We start from the raw sequence: 17251 nt of genomic DNA, 5'->3' as shown, positions 1-17251 counted from the left end.
CGATCGAACATTTCGGCATGCCGGTCGATCCGGGCAACCTCCTGCTGATCGGCAGCGCGGCCGGCGTGCCAGTGCTGGGCGCGCCGGGCTGCGCCCGCTCCCCGGTGGAAAACGGTTTCGACTGGGTGTTGATGCGGCTGCTCGCGGGGCTCGAGGTCACCCGCGCCGAACTGATGGGCATGGGTGTCGGCGGACTGTTGATGGAAATCGTCACCCGGCCGCAGCCGCGCACCGAGCCTGATATCGAAGACAATCGCAACGTCGCGGCGATCATCCTGGCCGCCGGCCGTTCGACCCGGATGGGCGGACCAAACAAGTTATTGGCCGAACTCGACGGCAGGAAGCTGGTGCGGATCGCGACCGAGCAGGCGCTCGCCTCCAAGGCCAGCGAGGTCATCGTCGTCACCGGCCACCAGGCCGAGCTGGTCGAGCAGGCGCTGGCCGGCCTGAAGGTGAAATTCGCCAAGAACCCCGATTTTGCCGGTGGCCTCGCGAGCTCGGTGAAGGCCGGCATTGCGGCGGTGCCCGCAGGCGCCGACGGCGCGGTGATTTGTCTGGGCGACATGCCGCTGATCGACGCGCGCCTGATCGACCGGCTGATCGCAGCCTTCGCGCCCGATCGCGGCAATTTGATCGTGGTGCCCGTGGCCGAGGGCCGGCGCGGCAATCCGGTGCTGTGGTCGAAGCGGTTCTTCAACGAGCTGATGACGCTCGACGGCGACATCGGCGCGCGCCATCTGATTGCCAAGCACGGCGAGGCCGTCGCCGAGGTCCCGGTCGAAGGCAACGGCGCCTTCCTCGACATCGACACCCCGCAGGCGCTGGAGGCGGCGCGGCGAGGCTAGGCCGGTCCATTCGGCAAAAGGCCTTCTTCGCGCCGCGCCCACCGTCGTCACCGCTTGCCTGGGAAAAAGGGTGGGCACGGAGGGTGCCACCCTTACGCTTCACTCACTTGCGGTCTTTGGTATTTGAAAGCTTCTCGCCGCCCTCGGCTTTGCCGTTGTCCCCATGGGTGGACAGTTTCGATTTGTCACCGGTCGCAAACGTGAATGTATCGGCGCCGGCGCTGATGCCGTTCCACGCGACGGGGCCGGCCAAAGAAAGCAGCCAAAGTCCCTGGAATCCGGCATTGTTGTTCAACTGGCCGGTCCAGACCGTGGTCGACCCGCAACCGAGAAAATTGACCGAAAAGCTGATTGCCGTGCCCGTGCTGTCCGCGGCGAGCCAACCGGTCATCCCCTGCGGCTTGTTCTCGTCACAGCTGTTGGTCGCCTGGTTGGTATACGTGCCGGATATCGCGCCAGTCGTTTGATTGTAGTTGGTCACCGCCAACGTCGAGCCATATTGGTTGGTCCACGTCCAGATTGCCTGCGCCTGCGCCGTTGCCGACAGCGTCAGGCAGAAGCACGCGAACGCGACCAATCCGAAGATCATCCTGCTGGTCCGAGACATCGGAAGCTCCCTGTAAGAGAATATCGGTCCGCTACTTTTACATCACATATAATATAAAAACAACCATAAGATGTGATGCACGCATCGTTCCGTTGAGCGGTGGTCTCATCACGTCGGGGCTTGCGATCCGCCACCGTTTGCGTTGGTCGGAGACGATTCACCAAGTGGAAACGCTCCTCCGGTAAATTAAGACCGGGCTTTCGGGGGGAAGGGGATGTTGCTGTCGTTCGGCGGCGCGCCTGCGCGCGTCCTTGCATTGGCGTCATTGTCGATGCTGATCGGAAGCGCGCCATCGTTCGCGGCGGGTGCGTTCGCGATGGGCAAATGCGGCGCTTATGGCGAAGCCTTCGACTATCCCGCCGAGGATCTGGCGCGCGCCGCGGCGCAGCAGAAATGCCGGGGCGATTGCACGACGGTGACGATGCGGCGCGCCTGCGCGGCGTTCTCGGTCGACATGACCAATCCCTGCGGCCCGCACGGCTATGCGGTCAGGCCGCGGATTTCGAACTCGCTCAACGACGCCACGCGCGAGTGCTATAAGTTCGGCGGCAAGGAATGCGTGATCCGCGCCTGGGCCTGCGACGCCAAGGGGTGATGGAGAGGTGATGCAGCGGTGATTTCCTGACCGCGTTCCGGGGCGATGCGAAGCATCGAAGCCGGAATCGACGGATTCCCCGATCCAGATCCCGTTGCCGTGCCCCGGAATGACCCGAGAGCAAGTGATGCAATTCAACACCAAGATCGCGATCGTGATCCGGACCGACCTGGAAGCGTGGCAGAAGCTCAACGTCGCGTCATTCCTGGCCGGCGGCATCGCCGCCACCTTTCCCGAATGCGTCGGCGCGCCCTACGAAGACGGCTCGGGCACGACATACCTGGCGCTGATCGGTCAGCCGATCCTGATCTACGGCGCTGACCGCGCGGGGCTATCGCGTGCGCTCGAACGGGCGCTGGCGCGCGACGTCAGGCCTGCGATCTATACCGAAGACATGTTCAAGACCACGCATGACGAGGCCAACCGCGCCGCAGTCAAGGCGGTCGCGCGCGCCGATCTCGATCTGGTCGGGCTCGCGCTGCGCGCCGAACGCAAGGTGGTCGACAAGATCCTCGATGGGCTGAAGTTCCACAGCTAGCGCGATCGCGACAGACCTGCACCACCGCGCGTGCGACTCCGATATCCGGCGGGAGCAGGGTTACGCGCCGCAACCTTGATCTGGATCAGCCGGCATGCTCGGTCAAACTGACACAAGGCCCAGATGGCCGGCGTCACAAAGATCGTTTTTCTCGGTGCGAGCAGCGCGTCCTTCGGGCTCAGCATGTTCCGCGATCTGTTCTCGACCCACGATCTCGCCGGCTCCACGCTGGTCCTGATCGGCAGGAACGTCGAGCGTCTGACGCGGGCCGAGCGCGTGGCCAAACTGCTCGACGAGAAAGCCGGCGCCGGACTGAACATCGAGTCCACGACCGACTGGCGCGCTGCGCTGGATGGCGCCGAATTCGTCGTGCATTCCACCGTGATCGATCGCAACCGGCTGTGGCGGCACGATTTCGAGGTGCCGCGCAAGTTCGGCATCCGGCATACGCTGGGCGAGAACGGCGGCCCCGGCGGCCTGTTCTTCACGCTGCGCACGCTGCCGGTGGTGTTCGATTTCGTCCGCGAGATGGAGCAGCGCTGTCCGCAGGCGCTGTTCATCAATTTTTCCAATCCGGAGAGCCGCATCATCCTGGCGCTCGGGCAATACAGCAAGCTGCGCAGTGTCGGCCTGTGCCACGGCATCTTCATCGCGCAGAGCCATGTCGCCTCGATCCTGGAAATGCCTCACGAGCAGGTGGAAGTCTGGGGCGCGGGCCTCAATCATTTCCAGTGCCTGGTGCAGATCCGCGACCGAAAGACCGGCGCCGATCTCTACCCGCTGTTGCGCGAAAAGGAAAAAATTCACGATCCGGAGGTCGAGCCGCTGACGCGCGAACTGTTTCGCAGCTTCGGCTACTGGCTGGGTTGCGGCGATGGTCATGTCGGGGAATATCTGCCGTTCGGTTGGGAGGCCGGCGAGGGCGGTTACAATTTCGGTTGGGACGAAGGCGAGCGCGCAAAACTCGACCGGCTGATCGACGACGTGCTGTCGGGAACGCAGCAGATGCCGGACTGGTGGCTGATGCCCTCGGGCGAGCGGGCGGTCGCGGTCATTGCGTCCGTGCTGCATGATCGCAAGCAGCTGATCGAATCCGGCGTGGTCTATAATCGGCAGGTGATCCCGAATCTTCCCGCCAGCGCCGCGGTGGAAGTGCCTCTGGTGGCTGACATGCCAGCGCCGCGGTGGAAGTGCCTCTGGTGGCTGACATGGCGGGCGTCCACCCGGTGTCGCTTGGCCCGTTGCCGGATGCTGTGGCCAAATTGATGACCGTCCAGGTCCAGGTGCAGCAGCTGGCCGTCGAAGCCGCCATGCAGGCCTCCAAAGAGATCGCGCTGCAAGCGCTCTTGATCGACCCCGTCGTCAACTCCGCGACCGCGGCCAGGGCCTTGCTCGACGAGTTGTGGGAGATCAACCGGCCTTACATCCGGACATGTATCTGAGGTTCGAAGCTGCGCGGCCGTTTCGCCACGCGCCATCCAGGGAACGGCGGCGCGAACCGGAAATGATGGTTGACAAATGACTGACCGGTCAGTCATATTCTGCTCATGTCGGATAAACCAGCCAGAACCGCAAGCGGGCGGGAGAGGTCGCCTGCGCCGCCCAATCGCGCCGAGCGGGCCGCCGAGCGGCGCGCGGCGATCGTCGAGGCCGCGATGGAGGAGTTCATCGCGCGCGGCTTCGCGGCGACGCGGCTCGACGACGTGGCGAAGCGCGCCGGCGTCGCCAAGGGCACGATCTACCTGCACTTCAAGGACAAGGAGACCCTGTTCGAGGAATTGATCCGCACCGCGATCGTGCCGCTGGTCACTCGCCTGGGCACGCTGCCAGCGCCGGGCGGCTCGGTGCGTGACGCGCTGGAAGGCTTTGCGAAAACCTTCGTCCAGGAGGTTGCGACCACCCGGCGCGGTGACATCGTGCGGCTGATCGTGGCGGAAGGGCCGCGGTTTCCGGCCATTGCGGACTTCTATTACCGCGAAGTGGTGTCGCGCGGGCTCGCCGCCATGCGCGGGCTGATCGAGCTCGGCATTGCCAGGGGCGAAATATCCGTGGCGAAGCTCGGGCAATTTCCGCAGATCGTGGTGGCGCCGGCGATCATCGCGGTGATCTGGAAGAGCCTGTTCCAACGCCATGCGCCGCTCGATGCCGACGAGATGCTGCGCGTTCATCTCGACCTGATCTTTGGCGAACGGAGCGCGACATGACGGCGCCCCGAACACGTTTGCGAATCCTGGCCGCGCTGGCGCTGGTGACGATGCTTGCCGGCTGCAATGACAGGCGGGACCCTGGCTTTCAGGGCTGGGTCGAGGCCGACATGATCTTCGTCAGTCCGGACGAATTCGGGCGGGTGACCAGACTCGATGTCCGCGAGGGCGATGAGGTCAAGGTCGGAGATCCCCTCTATTCGCTCGACGACGACATGCAGCATGCCGATCTCAACCAGAACAACGCAACGCTCGCCAACGCCAAACAGACCTATGACCGCGCCGCGTCTCTCAGAGAGACCGGCGCCGGGACGCAGGCGACGCTCGATGCCGCGGTCTCCGGGCTGCGGGTGGCCGAAGCCCATGTGGTCACCTCGCAGACGCGGCTGGCGCGGCGCAAGGGCTTTGCCCCGGTCGCCGGCGCCGTGCAGCAGATCTATTTCCGCGAGGGCGAAACCGTGCCGGCGGAGCGGCCGGTGCTGTCGATCATGCCGCCCGGCAACATGAAGCTGCGCTTCTTCGTGCCGGAAACCGAGCTGCCCAAGCTTGCGATCGGCGACGAGGTGCGGGTGACCTGCGACAATTGCGCCGCCGATCTCACGGCAAAGATCTATTTCATCGCGACCTCGGCCGAATATACCCCGCCGGTGATCTACAGCCTCGATGAGCGCGACAAGCTGGTCTACCTGATCCAGGCGCGGCCGGCGCGGCCGGACTCCTTGCGGGTCGGCCAGCCGATCAGCGTCTATCTGAATCCCAAAACCCTGGCGGACAAGACGCCGGTGGCGGAGCAGCGATGACGGCGGCATCCTCGATTGCGATCGACGTCAAGGGCCTGACCAAATCGTTCGACGGCCGCGAGGTGGTGCATGACCTGTCGATGCAGGTGAAGCGCGGCACCATCTACGGCTTTCTCGGCCCCAACGGCTCCGGCAAGACCACGACCATCCGCATGCTCTGCGGATTGCTGACCCCCGACAGCGGCGAGGGCACCTGCCTCGGCTACGACATCCGGCGCGACGCCGACAAGATCAAGCGCCAGGTCGGCTACATGACGCAGCGCTTCAGCCTGTATCAGGACCTGTCGGTGCGCGAGAACCTGGAATTCGTCGCGCGGCTCTATGGCGTGCGCGATGCGCGCGGCACCGCGCATGAGATGATCAGGCGGCTTGGGCTGAGCGGCCGCGAGGAGCAGCTTGCGGGCGAGCTGTCCGGCGGCTGGAAGCAGCGGCTGGCGCTCGGCGCCTGCACCTTGCCCAATCCGCAGCTCCTGCTGCTGGACGAGCCGACCGCCGGCGTCGATCCCAAGGCGCGGCGCGACTTCTGGAACGAGATCCACGCGCTGGCCGGCCAGGGCCTGACCGTGCTGGTCTCCACCCATTACATGGACGAGGCCGAACGCTGCCACGAGATCGCCTATATCGCCTATGGCTATCTGCTGGTGCATGGCACGGTCGATCAGGTGATCGCGAAGTCCGCGCTGACCACCTACACGGTGACCGGCGACGACCTGCAGGCGCTCGCGACCGAACTGTCGGGCAAACCCGGCATCGACATGGTGGCGCCGTTCGGCACCTCCTTGCATGTCTCCGGCCGCGACAAGGCGGCGCTGGAGTCGACCATTGCGCCCTGGCGCGATCATTCAAGGCTGCACTGGCAATCTTCCGCGCCGTCGCTGGAAGACGTGTTCATCGAGCTGATGAACCGGTCGAAGGACAATTTCCAATGAGTGAGCGCCAATGAGCGTGACTGGCGTTCCCGGAGAGCGCGGCGAGGTCCGCGAACGCCCGTTCGGGTTCTGGCGGCGTTCCTACGCGATGGTGGTCAAGGAGTTCATCCAGCTCCGGCGCGACCGGGTGTCGTTCGCGATGATCGTGTTGATCCCCGTGATGCAATTGCTGCTGTTCGGCTACGCCATCAACACCACGCCGCGCCATCTGCCGACCGCGGTGCTGCTGCAGGAGGACAGCGATCTCGGCCGCTCGATCCTGAAGGCGCTGGAAAACACCTCCTATTTCGACTTCGTCCGGCAAGTGCATGACGCAGCCGAGCTCGACGACCTGCTGTTGTCCGGCAAGGTGCTGTTCGCCGTGGAAATCCCGCGCGGCTTCGAGCGCGCGGTGCGGCGCGGCGACTATCCGGCGCTGCTGGTCGCGGCCGACGCCACCGATCCCATCGCGGCGTCGTCGGCGCTGTCGTCGCTCGGAATGATCGTCCAGACCGCGCTGCAGCATGATCTGTTCACCGGCGATCCGCCGCAGATGCCGTTCGAAATCCGCGCCCATGCCCGCTACAATCCGGCCGCCTCGTCGCGGCTCAACATCGTGCCCGGCCTGGTCGGCACCATCCTGACCATGACCATGCTGATCTTCACCGCGCTGTCGGTGACCCGCGAGGTCGAGCGCGGCACCATGGAGAGCCTGTTGTCGATGCCGATCAAGCCGGTCGAGGTGATGTTCGGCAAGATCGTGCCTTACGTGCTGGTCGGTTTCATCCAGGCGGCGCTGATCCTGGGCATCGGCGTGTTCCTGTTCGGGGTCCCGGTGCTCGGCAGCCTGACCATGCTGGCGCTGCTCTCGACGCTGTTCATCACCACCAATCTGTCGATCGGCTACACGTTCTCCACCATCGTGCAGAACCAGCTGCAGGCGATGCAGCTCTCGATGATGTTCTTCCTGCCGAGCATCCTGTTGAGCGGCTTCATGTTTCCATTCGCGGGCATGCCGGTCTGGGCGCAATATGTCGGCGAAGGGCTGCCGCTGACGCATTATTTGCGGATCGTCCGCGCCATCATGCTGAAGGGCTCCTCGCTGCAGAATCTGCAGTACGACACGATCGCGCTGTTCGGCCTGATGCTGCTGGCGATGACGATTGCGGTGACGCGCTTCCGCCGCACCCTCGATTGAGGCAGAATACGCCATCTGGAGAGGGCGGATGGCGGCACTGGCGGATGTTTGGCGCGGCGTGGTTGGAACGCGGCAGATGGCCGTGTCGAAGGAATTCGACCACGCCTTGATGCGCGAGGTGCTGCGCAGCGAGCTGGTGCGGATCAAGGCGCTGATTGCCACCACCGTCATCCTCGGCATCATCGTCGGGGCGGCCTATGTCGTCGAGCCGGAGGCGGTGAACCAGCTCTGGCAAGGGCGGCTGAGGCTCTCATATCTCTATGGGATCCTGCTGCCGTTCATCCTGTTCGAGCTCTGGGTCCACAGCGTCATCAGCCGGTACCTGAAGCTCGACCGCGACGTGCCGGTGTATCGCCGTTATCTCGGCGCGCTGATCGAAACCAGCATGCCGACGATCGCGCTTGCGCTCCACATGGATAACATGGGGACGATCAAGGCGCTCGGCTTCGTCGGGCCGATCGCTTATTTCATCTTCATCATTCTCTCGACGCTACGGCTGGATTTCTGGCTGTCGACCTTCACCGGGCTGGTCGCCTCGGCCGAGCTGTTGTGCATGGCGCTGTTCTACCATCCCGCGATCCTGCCCGACCCCGAGCCCGATATCTATTACCATGCCGCGCGCAGTGTTTTCGTCCTGATTTGCGGCGTGCTCGCCGGCGCGGTCGGGGTCCAGTTGCGCCGGGGGTTTGCCGCGAGCATCGTGGCGGCGACGGCACGGGATCGCGTCACCAATCTGTTCGGCCAGCATGTCTCGCCGCAGGTGGTGGAGCGGCTGATGGCCGAACGCAGCGACGCCCGTAGCGATATCCGCCAGGTCGCGGTGATGTTCGTCGATTTCCGCGGGTTCACGGCGGCGGCGCGCCTGCGTTCCCCGCAGCAGGTGGTCGATCGGCTCGATGGCGCGTTCGCGGTGCTGGTCGAGATCCTCGACCGCCATGGCGGCATCGTGAACAAGTTTCTGGGCGACGGCTTTCTGGCGCTGTTCGGCGCGCCGCTCGAGACGCCGGACGCGGCGCGGCAGGCGGTTGCCGCCGCGCGCGACATGCTGCACGCGATGGCGCAGATCAACGCCGCCTCGAGCTGGCGGCTGCGCATCGGCATCGGCATTCACTTCGGCGAGGTGGTCGCCGGCAGCATCGGCTCGCCGCGGCGCAAGGAATACACCGTGATCGGCGACACCGTGAATTTCGCCGCCAGGCTCGAGGCGCTGAACAAGGAATTCGGCTCGCAGCTTCTGATCTCGACTGCGGTCCGCGACGCTCTCGGCCAGGATTGCGGCGAGGCCGTGTCGCTCGGCGAGGTGCCGATCCGGGGCTACGAACGGCCGATGGCGGTGTGGCAATTGGGATAGGGAGAGGTGTGATGCAACGACGCTATGTGACCGTGGATGTCTTCACCGACCGCGCCTTCGGTGGCAATCCGCTCGCCGTCGTGCTCGACGCCGGCGGGCTGTCGACCGCGCAGATGCAGGCGATCGCGCTGGAGTTCAATTATTCCGAAACGACCTTCGTGCTGCCGCCGCGCGATTCCGCGCATGACGCGCACGTGCGTATCTTCACGGTGCGCTCCGAAATCCCGTTCGCCGGTCATCCCAATGTCGGCACGGCTTACGTGCTGGCGTCGCGAGCCGCCGAGCCGCCGCCGCGGCTGACATTCGAGGAAGGCGCGGGCCTCGTGCCGGTGGAGATTTTGACGGACGGCGGCAAGGTGGTCGGCGCCGAACTCACCGCGCCGCGGCTGCTGCGACGGCTGACGCAGATTCCCGTCGAGCAGGCCGCAGCCTGCATCTCGCTCGAAGCGTCCGATATCAGGTGCAACCGGCATCCGCCGCACATCGTCTCGGTGGGATTGCCGTTTCTCGCTGTGGAAGTTGCATCCCGCGAAGCGCTGCGGCGGGCGAAACCGAATGCCGAGGCATTCGCGCGGACCTTCCCGGTCGACGACAGCGATGCGGTCTATTTCTACACGCGGGAGGTGCCTGGCACCGAGCAGCCCTGCGACCTGCAGGCTCGGATGTTTCATCCGGGGTCGAGTGGCCTGACCGAAGACCCCGCCACCGGGAGCGCCACCGTGGCGGCCGCGGCGCTGCTCGCCGAGCTCGATGCCGGAAGCGATGGCGAAGTAAAGCTGCGGATCGGGCAGGGCGTCGACATGGGACGGCCGAGCCTGCTCTTGACGCGGGTGCGCAAGGAAAACGGCAAAGCCGTCTCGGCCCATGTCGGCGGCGGCTGCGTGCTGATGATGGAGGGGACGTTTCGGTTGCACGGCGAGGGGTGAGCAGACCCTCCGTTGGTTCTCGTCATGGCCGCGCTTGTCCCGGCCATCCACGCCTTTCTTTGTCTCGGCCAAGACGTGGATGCCCGGGACGAGGCCGGGCATGACGGGGAAACTGTCTTACACCTGCGGCGCCAATAGATTTTTCACACCGACTCCGTCTCGTTCCTCAATAATTTCCGCGATCCATTGCCGGTGGCAATGGCTGTGGTCGCGCTCGTAGCAGAGGATACAGACCGGGCCGGATGTCTTGACCAGAGCCGATAGCTCGTCGAGTTCTTCTCGGGCTTGCGGCGTCTTCAGATGCTTGGCGTAGATCCTGTGCAGCAGGTCGAACTTGCCGCCGCGCGCGGCCTCGCGGCCCTCCTTGGGCGTGCCGAGGCCGCGCAGATGCAGATAGGCGATGCCGCGCTCGTCCAATCCCGCCGCCAGCTGGGTCTTGGAGAATCCCGGACGGCGTGACGCTGCCACCGCGCGCACGTCGACCAGGAGCTTGACGCCGGCGTGCTGCAGCTCGTCGAGCACGGCTTTCGCCGGGGTCTGCTCATAGCCGATGGTGAAGAGCTTTTTGGCTTTGGCCATGGGGTCGCTACCGGCTCGCTTGAAACGCTGTCGCAGCTTGCTCACGTCACGCGCCGGATCAGCTCCATCGCGCCGGCGGGCGCGCGCACCTTGCCTTCGTGGATCACATAGGCGAACACGTCGCGCGGGATTTTCTTTGCGGCGATCTGGTCGGCGCGCGGCAGATCGTCGGGCTCGCCGCCTTCGGCCCAGAGCTGCAGGCGCTTGGCCCAGGCATCGAGCTGTTTCGGCGGGTAGCAGGTCTCGAGCTCGTCATTGCCCTTCTGCAGCCGGGCATAGACGAAATCGCCGGCGACATCGGCAATCCCCGGATAGCTGTTGTGCTCGGCGAACACCACCGGCGTTTCGAACTGCCGCAGCAGCGCGACGAAGGCCGGCACCGAGAAACTCGGGTGCCGCACCTCGACCACGTGACGCAGCGCGCGGCCGTCGAGCCGACGCGGCAACAGCTCCAGGAATTTGCCGAAATCGGCTTCGTCAAATTTTTTGGTTGGAGCAAACTGCCAGAGCACCGGGCCGAGCCGGTCGCCGAGCTCGATCACGCCGGTATTGTAGAAATGCTTGATGGAATCGCCGGCCTCCGCCAGCACGCGGCGGTTGGTTGCAAAGCGCGGGCCCTTGACCGAGAACACGAACCCGTCCGGCACCTCGCGCGCCCATTTGCGAAAGCTCTCCGGCTTCTGCGAGCCGTAATAGGTGCCGTTGATCTCGATCGAGGTCAGCTTCGAGGCCGCGTATTGCAGCTCCTTCGCCTGCGTCAGTTTTTCCGGATAAAACACCCCGCGCCAGGGCGCAAAGGTCCAGCCGCCGACGCCGATATAGATGTGTCCTGATTTCTTCGCGGCAGATGCAGGGGACTTAGTCGGCGACTTGGTTGGGGACTTGGTCACGGTCTCATTCCGGAAGCGGGAACGCTCGTCGAACCGAGACTAGCCAAACCGGCGGGGGTTGGCCAGTTCATGGGCGCCCGCGCGAGATTGGCCGCCTCTGCCGGTTAGTCGCCTCGGCCGCTAGCGATGGTGGCGATGCCGGTGATGGGGGCGCGGATGGGGCATGGGAACGCCCTCCTCGTGGGCGATGCCGCCGCGGTAAAGGGGGTTGCCCGGTCCGTAGTTCTGACAATTTGCGTTCGGATAGTACTGGGCACAATAGCCGGGATCCTCGACCACCGGCTGGGCCTTTGCGGCACCCGCAAAGGCCAGCAACGCCACGCCGAACAGCACATGTTTGGTCACGATGGCCTCCCCACTTCCGTTTCCAAGGGAGAACACCACGCGTCGACCTCTCTTCCCCTGCGAGATCGGAACATTTCAGTTGCTGACGCGATCCCCAGGTTCGGGCTAAACTTGTCGTAAAAAAGGAGATCAAGGATGCGGACGATGATTGCATTGACGCTCATGCTGACAGGCTCGAGCGCGCTGGCTGACGACATGGACGACGCGCACCGTCAGGCGCTGCAGGGGCGTGACAGCTACTGGAACTGCCTGGCGCGGGAGTATTCGCCTGATCGGGTCAAGACCATGTCCGAGCAGGATTTCATCGCCAATATCGCAGCCGCATGTCCGTCCGAACGGCAGAATTTCCGGGTGAGCCTGATCGACTACCTGGCGATGCAACATCCGGACGAAGATTCCGGCCGGCATCTGTCGACCGCGAACCACGCCATCGAACTCGCGCAAAAGGACATTGTGACGGCGTTCATCAGGCGCAAGGGCGCCCCGAACTAAAAGGCTCCCCGAACTAAAAGGCTGTCCCGAACTGAGCTTGATGGGCGGCTGTTTCATGCTATCAAACGGCCGGCGAAGGCAGGGATCATCGGCATGACCTCGGAGTCGGTTGCGAGCATCTTGGGCTGGATCGTCGCCGCCGTCGTGCTGGTGGCGGCAGTCATTTATGGACCGATCGGACAGTTCGGCAAGCCGGCCCGGCCAGCCCCGGTCGCACAGCCCGCGCCTGCGGCTCCGGTCGCGCCGCCGGTGAGGGGGCCGGTGATCCGGGAAGTCCCGAACTAGCCGGCGCCGGTGCGCGCCCTTGCGGAAGGAACAATCGTACCTATCTGTGAGTCAACGGCGACGTCGATGCTCTGAAAAGCTCCGGCGCTGGGACGGCCACGGAATGATCGGCTGCGCCGGATGTACGCGCGTCTGTTGTTCGTGGTCGTTGGCATTTTTGGGGTAAGCCGGCACAATCTGGCGTCGAGACTGGGCTTCGAGTGGGAAAACGGCCTGTTTGGGCGGTTTTTGCCCGGCCGTCGCGGGGCCTGCGGCTTGGCATCGGCTGACCCGGCGGATATACGCTGGCCCTCATGAATCAAGCCATCAGACCGACCTCCGAGAATCCACCGCTAGCGGCGGGTTTGCCGGCGGTTTCGGTCGTCGTCCCCACCTTCAACGAGCGCGACAATGTCGGCGCGCTCTACCGCAAGCTGGACGCGGCGCTCAAGGGAGTGGCCTGGGAGGTCATCTTCGTCGACGACAATTCGCCGGACCACACCAGCGACGTCGTTCGTGCGCTGGCGCAGCGGGATAGCCGCGTGCGCTGCATCCGGCGGATCGGCCGGCGCGGGCTGTCGGGGGCCTGCATCGAGGGCATCCTCGCCTCCAGCGCGCCGTTTGCCGCCGTGATGGATGCCGATCTGCAGCATGACGAGACCCAGCTGCCGAAGATGCTGGCGCTATTGCAGAGCGGCGAGGCGGAGCTGGTGGTCGGCAGCCGCTATATCGAGGGCGGCAGTGCCGACAGTTTCGATCGGCAGCGCGCCGGCGCCAGCGCGCTCGCGACCGAGGTTGCCAAGCGCGTGCTTGGGGTGCGGATTGCCGATCCCATGAGCGGCTTCTTCATGATCCGTCGCGACCGCTTCGAGCAACTGGCCCCCGAACTTTCGATCCAGGGCTTCAAGATCCTGCTCGACATCGTCGCCACCGCCCGGACCAGTTCGTCAACCCGCGAATTACGCACCGTCGAGGTCCCCTTCACCTTCGGCTCCCGGCTGCATGGGGAAAGCAAGCTCGACTCCATGGTGGCGCTGGATTTTCTCGGGCTGGTGGTGGCGAAATTCACCCACGATGCGGTATCGTTGCGCTTCCTGCTGTTCGCCATGGTCGGCGGCACCGGGCTTGTCGTGCATCTCGGCACGCTGTTTACCGTGCTGCAATTCGGCGTGGCGTTTCCGGCAGCGCAGGCCGCCGGCGCCTTCGTCGCGATGACCAGCAATTTCATCCTGAACAACTTTCTCACCTATCGCGACCAACGCCTCAAGGGGCTTGCGATTCTCCGCGGCCTGTTCGCCTTCTATCTGGTGTGCAGCGTCGGTCTGCTGGCCAATGTCGGGGTGGCGTTCTCGGTCTACGACCAGGCGCCGATCTGGTGGCTCGCGGGCGCCGCCGGCGCGCTGATGGGCGTGGTCTGGAATTACGCGATGTCGGGACTGTTCGTCTGGCGCAGGCGATGAGCCGCCATGAAATGAGCCGACGTGAAATGAGCCGACCTTTAATGAGCGGGCATGGGCCGCGGTGACGAGCGGCTTGTCCGCAACGCCTCTCTGATCGTCCTGGCTCTGGTGGCGCTGCGCCTGGTGGCGGCGGCGTTGACGCCTTTGAGCTTCGACGAGGCCTATTACTGGATGTGGTCGCAGCATCTGGCCTTGGGTTATTACGATCATCCGCCGATGGTCGCGCTGGTGATCCGCGCCGGAACCATGATCGCCGGCGACACCGAGCTCGGCGTCCGGCTGGTCTCGATCCTGCTCGCGCTGCCGATGAGCTTTGCGGTCTACCGCTCGGCCGAGATCCTGTTCGGCGACAGGCGGGTGGCGGCCACTGCGACCATCCTGCTCAACGTCACGCTGATGGCGGCGGTCGGCACCCTGATCGTGACGCCGGATGCGCCGCTTCTGGTTGCATCCAGCTTCGTCCTGTTCTTCCTCGCCAAGCTGCTGGAAACCGGGCGCGGAGCGTGGTGGCTCGCGGTCGGCGCCGCCGTGGGCGTGGCGCTGCTGTCGAAATACACCGCGCTGTTGTTCGGCCCTGCAATCCTGATCTGGCTTTTGGCGGTGCCGCAACAACGGCGCTGGCTGCTCTCGCCCTGGCCCTATCTCGGCGGCGTCGTGGCATTTGCGCTGTTTGCGCCGGTCATCCTCTGGAACGCGGACCACCACTGGGTGTCCTTCATCAAGCAGCTCGGCCGGGCCAGGATCGAGGATTTCCGTCCCAATTACATCGCCGAACTGATCCCGACCCAGATCGCCTTTGCCACGCCCCTGGTGTTCGTGCTCGGCGCGATGGGGCTTTACACGCTGATCCGGCACAAGGCCGGCGCGCTACCGGCACGCGTGCTGATCGACGTGATGGTCTGGACCGTCGCGCTCTATTTCGTCTGGCATTCGCTGCATGCCCGCGTCGAGGCGAACTGGTTCGCGCCGGTCTATCCGGCCTTTGCCATCGCCGCCGCGGTGGCCGCGGATCTGACGCCAGGGCTTCGTCAGCGGCGCGTCGCGGAATTCTGCCTGCGCTGGGCCGCGCCGGTCGGCATCGGGATGTTCGTGCTGCTGATCGTGCAGGCCAATACCGGCTGGCTGTCGTTTGGTCGGCGCGACGTCACCGTGCGCAGCATAGGCGTCGGCTGGCGCGAATTGGCCGGCCAGATCGAGGCGGTGCGCCAGCGCACAGGCGCCACCTGCGTGCTGGTGCCGGATTACGGCACCACCGGCTGGCTCGCCTTCTATCTGCCGCGCGGCACCTGCGTGGTGCAGCAGGCGCAGCGCTATCGCTGGGACTTCATGGGCGAACCCGATCCGGCGCGGTTGGCCGGCCCGCTGCTCCATGTCGACGAGGTGCGTCCGCAGTCGGATCTGAACGACAGGTTCGCAAGCGTCGAGCGGGTCGCGGAACTGCCGCGCAAGCGCGGACCGCTGGTGATCGAAACCTATGCGCTCGATGTTCTCAAGGGACCGAAAGGCAGTGTGCTCGATCGCTCGCCGCCGCCGGAACTGCAGTAAAGGGAATTTTTCTTCGTCATTGCGAGGGGCCCTTGCGACGAAGCAATCCATTACGCGCCTTGCTCGGTGCCGAGATGGATTGCTTCGCTTCGCTCGCAATGACGTGCGTCGTGCGATTTCCTGAGCCGAAGGCGCTGCCCGCGCTGGAATCACGCCGCCGATTGCGCCGGCTTGCGATCCGGCTTGACCTCGGCAAGCACGTTGTCGCTCGTATGGATCGCCACGATGTTGATCCCGACCTCGGTGATGTCATAGCCGTGCGTTTCCAGCCATTGCCGCAACAGCCCGGCGTCGGATTTGATCTTCTCGATCAGCATGACCGGATGGCTGGCCTCGATGGTGCGGCGGGCGCCTTCCAATCCCTCCAGCTCCATGCCCTCGATGTCGAGCTTGATCAGGTCGACGCGCGGCAGGTTGAACTCGTCGAGCATGAGCTTGCGGACCGCGACGGTGTTTTGCGCATAGTCGATGGTCTGGCCGATGAACTCATTGGCCTGACGCTGGCGCAGCTCCAGGCTGCCGAAGCTGGAGGGCACCAGATAGTTCGGATTGGGAATCTGCAGCACGCCGGATTCCGAGGACACCGCGCCATGCACCGCGATCGCATTGAAGCAATTGTTGAGCGCGATGTTGCCGGCCAGCGCATAGTAGATGCGCTCCTGCGCCTCGATCGAGAGCACGGATCCCCATCCGGTCATCGCGTTGGCCCATTCGATGGTGTGGACGCCGATATTGGCGCCGCAATCGATCGCCACCACGCCGTCGCCGTGATATTTCCGCCGCAGCGCGAGCAGATCGACCGCCAGCTTGACCTCCTGCGGATCGAAGCAGGCGCTCTCCAGCAGCTGGAAACCGACACCGTAGCCCTGCTGCCGATCGACCATGCGATAGTCGAGTCGGTTGACGATCATCGCTCCATGATTGGTTGAAGCCAGAACGAACGCCAGCCTGCGTCCCACACTTTGCATCGGTGTCTCCTAAAGAGCTGAAGGAACGCAGAACGAATCAATGAAGGGACTGTACTGTGACTTGGCGCGGCGAACCACGCCATTGCGCGGGGCCATTCCCTGCCGGACGAGCAGCGGCGCCGATGACACGTCCGGGTTGACGCGTTCCAGGCTGCTCAACCCACCATGCCCGAAGGGCGAGATTAACGACTGGTATCAACGTCCGGCGAATTGCGCGATGAAACTCCGTTAAACTACGGAAATTCTGTGCCAAAATGGTGCAAAAAGTTCGGCGCGCCCCATAACTGCCCGCACTTAATCTGTATTTAACTAAAAGCCGCCTTAATGACGCTCCCTGCCTCTGCGAGATGCTCGCCGGGGACTTCTGACCCGGTGAAGATCGAGAGGAAGACGTGGAACCATTCTGGGCGCGAGTGGATGCGTACAAGTAGCGTTGCGTTCGCGGGAGGGGGCCGAAAGGCGATTTCCCGCAAAGCCGTTTCTCTTCGTCCGTTCAGCGGGGCCGCGATCGCGTGCCTCCTGGTGGGTTCGGCCTGGACGGTCTATTCCAACATTCTAGCCTCCAACGTCTATCCCACGCTGGACAATGCCGGCTATGACGAGCCGGTCGCCAGGCAGCCCGCCGGGATTGCGATGCGGAGCGCGGCGCAAGCCATCAACGACGCTTTCTCGGTGTTTCCCGAGCAGCCGCCGGCGATCGCAAAGCCTGCGACCGTCGCAGCCATCACGCCCGAGA

The 17251-nt window shown here is 64.5% G+C and carries 20 protein-coding genes and 1 pseudogene; 16 read left to right on the top strand and 5 right to left on the bottom strand.

Translation table 11 applies throughout. The features are described 5' to 3' along the window. A partial coding sequence (locus tag WCB02_RS16175; RefSeq protein WP_423959447.1) for an NTP transferase domain-containing protein occupies positions 1–845 on the top strand: 845 nt, incomplete at its 5' end. A gap of 103 nt (positions 846–948) precedes the next feature. Here WCB02_RS16175 and WCB02_RS16170 read toward each other — a convergent pair. Next, entirely contained in the window at positions 949–1452 is a 504-nt protein-coding gene (locus WCB02_RS16170) for an avidin/streptavidin family protein (RefSeq protein WP_423959445.1), read from the bottom strand. A gap of 271 nt (positions 1453–1723) precedes the next feature. Here WCB02_RS16170 and WCB02_RS16165 point away from each other — a divergent pair, with 271 nt between their 5' ends. The 10 genes from WCB02_RS16165 (at position 1724) to WCB02_RS16120 (ending at position 9972) form a co-directional block, all read left to right on the top strand. Continuing rightward, positions 1724–2047, top strand: coding sequence for a DUF4189 domain-containing protein (locus tag WCB02_RS16165; protein WP_423959449.1), 324 nt, complete (start codon positions 1724–1726; stop codon positions 2045–2047). A gap of 127 nt (positions 2048–2174) precedes the next feature. Further along, positions 2175–2585, top strand: a complete 411-nt coding sequence (locus WCB02_RS16160; RefSeq protein WP_423959443.1) for a DUF2000 family protein — start codon at positions 2175–2177, stop codon at positions 2583–2585. Between the two features lie 123 nt (positions 2586–2708). Next, positions 2709–3851, top strand: coding sequence for an alpha-glucosidase/alpha-galactosidase (locus WCB02_RS16155; RefSeq protein ID WP_423959441.1), 1143 nt, complete (start codon positions 2709–2711; stop codon positions 3849–3851). Further along, the gene (locus tag WCB02_RS16150) at positions 3851–4027 is read left to right on the top strand and encodes a hypothetical protein (protein WP_423959439.1); all 177 of its coding nucleotides are present in this window, start codon (positions 3851–3853) and stop codon (positions 4025–4027) included. The genes WCB02_RS16155 and WCB02_RS16150 overlap by 1 nt, the downstream gene beginning before the upstream one ends. Positions 4028–4132: 105 nt before the next feature. Beyond that, the gene (locus tag WCB02_RS16145; protein WP_423959438.1) at positions 4133–4789 is read left to right on the top strand and encodes a TetR/AcrR family transcriptional regulator; all 657 of its coding nucleotides are present in this window, start codon (positions 4133–4135) and stop codon (positions 4787–4789) included. After that, positions 4786–5589 (top strand): HlyD family secretion protein, encoded by an 804-nt coding sequence (locus WCB02_RS16140; protein ID WP_423959435.1) that lies wholly within the window; start codon positions 4786–4788, stop codon positions 5587–5589. Before WCB02_RS16145 ends, WCB02_RS16140 begins: the two co-directional genes overlap by 4 nt. Next, entirely contained in the window at positions 5586–6518 is a 933-nt protein-coding gene (locus tag WCB02_RS16135) for an ABC transporter ATP-binding protein (protein WP_423959432.1), read from the top strand. Before WCB02_RS16140 ends, WCB02_RS16135 begins: the two co-directional genes overlap by 4 nt. 10 nt (positions 6519–6528) lie before the next feature. Beyond that, positions 6529–7695 (top strand): ABC transporter permease, encoded by a 1167-nt coding sequence (locus WCB02_RS16130; protein ID WP_423959430.1) that lies wholly within the window; start codon positions 6529–6531, stop codon positions 7693–7695. Between the two features lie 28 nt (positions 7696–7723). Next, positions 7724–9046: an adenylate/guanylate cyclase domain-containing protein gene (locus WCB02_RS16125; RefSeq protein WP_423959429.1), complete on the top strand. Its 1323-nt coding sequence runs from the start codon at positions 7724–7726 to the stop codon at positions 9044–9046. Positions 9047–9057: 11 nt separating this feature from the next. Beyond that, positions 9058–9972, top strand: a complete 915-nt coding sequence (locus WCB02_RS16120; RefSeq protein WP_423959428.1) for a PhzF family phenazine biosynthesis protein — start codon at positions 9058–9060, stop codon at positions 9970–9972. Between the two features lie 117 nt (positions 9973–10089). Here WCB02_RS16120 and WCB02_RS16115 read toward each other — a convergent pair whose 3' ends face one another. The 3 genes from WCB02_RS16115 to WCB02_RS16105 form a co-directional block, all read right to left on the bottom strand. Beyond that, positions 10090–10551: a DUF488 family protein gene (locus WCB02_RS16115; RefSeq protein WP_423959426.1), complete on the bottom strand. Its 462-nt coding sequence runs from the start codon at positions 10549–10551 to the stop codon at positions 10090–10092. 41 nt (positions 10552–10592) lie between these two features. Next, positions 10593–11441, bottom strand: coding sequence for a DUF72 domain-containing protein (locus WCB02_RS16110; RefSeq protein WP_423959424.1), 849 nt, complete (start codon positions 11439–11441; stop codon positions 10593–10595). 120 nt (positions 11442–11561) lie between these two features. Beyond that, positions 11562–11786 (bottom strand): hypothetical protein, encoded by a 225-nt coding sequence (locus WCB02_RS16105; protein ID WP_423959422.1) that lies wholly within the window; start codon positions 11784–11786, stop codon positions 11562–11564. A 135-nt stretch (positions 11787–11921) separates the two neighbouring features. Between WCB02_RS16105 and WCB02_RS16100 the strand changes: the two genes are divergently transcribed. The 4 genes from WCB02_RS16100 (at position 11922) to WCB02_RS16085 (ending at position 15547) form a co-directional block, all read left to right on the top strand. Further along, complete coding sequence (locus WCB02_RS16100) at positions 11922–12278, top strand: hypothetical protein (protein ID WP_423959421.1); 357 nt, start codon at positions 11922–11924, stop codon at positions 12276–12278. Positions 12279–12371: 93 nt separating this feature from the next. Continuing rightward, the gene (locus WCB02_RS16095) at positions 12372–12563 is read left to right on the top strand and encodes a hypothetical protein (protein ID WP_423959419.1); all 192 of its coding nucleotides are present in this window, start codon (positions 12372–12374) and stop codon (positions 12561–12563) included. Positions 12564–12856: 293 nt separating this feature from the next. Then, positions 12857–14002 (top strand): glycosyltransferase, encoded by a 1146-nt coding sequence (locus tag WCB02_RS16090; protein ID WP_423959418.1) that lies wholly within the window; start codon positions 12857–12859, stop codon positions 14000–14002. 51 nt (positions 14003–14053) lie between these two features. Then, positions 14054–15547, top strand: coding sequence for a glycosyltransferase family 39 protein (locus tag WCB02_RS16085; RefSeq protein WP_423959416.1), 1494 nt, complete (start codon positions 14054–14056; stop codon positions 15545–15547). A 149-nt stretch (positions 15548–15696) separates the two neighbouring features. On the opposite strand, the gene WCB02_RS16080 is transcribed toward WCB02_RS16085, so the two are convergent. After that, positions 15697–16515 carry an FkbM family methyltransferase gene (locus tag WCB02_RS16080; protein WP_423959414.1) on the bottom strand — a complete coding sequence of 273 codons (819 nt, stop codon included), beginning with the start codon at positions 16513–16515 and terminating at the stop codon, positions 15697–15699. A 417-nt stretch (positions 16516–16932) separates the two neighbouring features. Between WCB02_RS16080 and WCB02_RS16075 the strand changes: the two are divergent. Continuing rightward, a pseudogene (locus WCB02_RS16075) lies at positions 16933–17251 on the top strand (hypothetical protein); the annotation flags it as partial.

The organism is Bradyrhizobium sp., from assembly GCF_049581145.1.
Classification (GTDB): domain Bacteria; phylum Pseudomonadota; class Alphaproteobacteria; order Rhizobiales; family Xanthobacteraceae; genus Bradyrhizobium.
The sequence above is the reverse complement of the archived record's forward strand: the minus strand, read 5'-3'. Positions and strand labels throughout refer to the sequence as shown.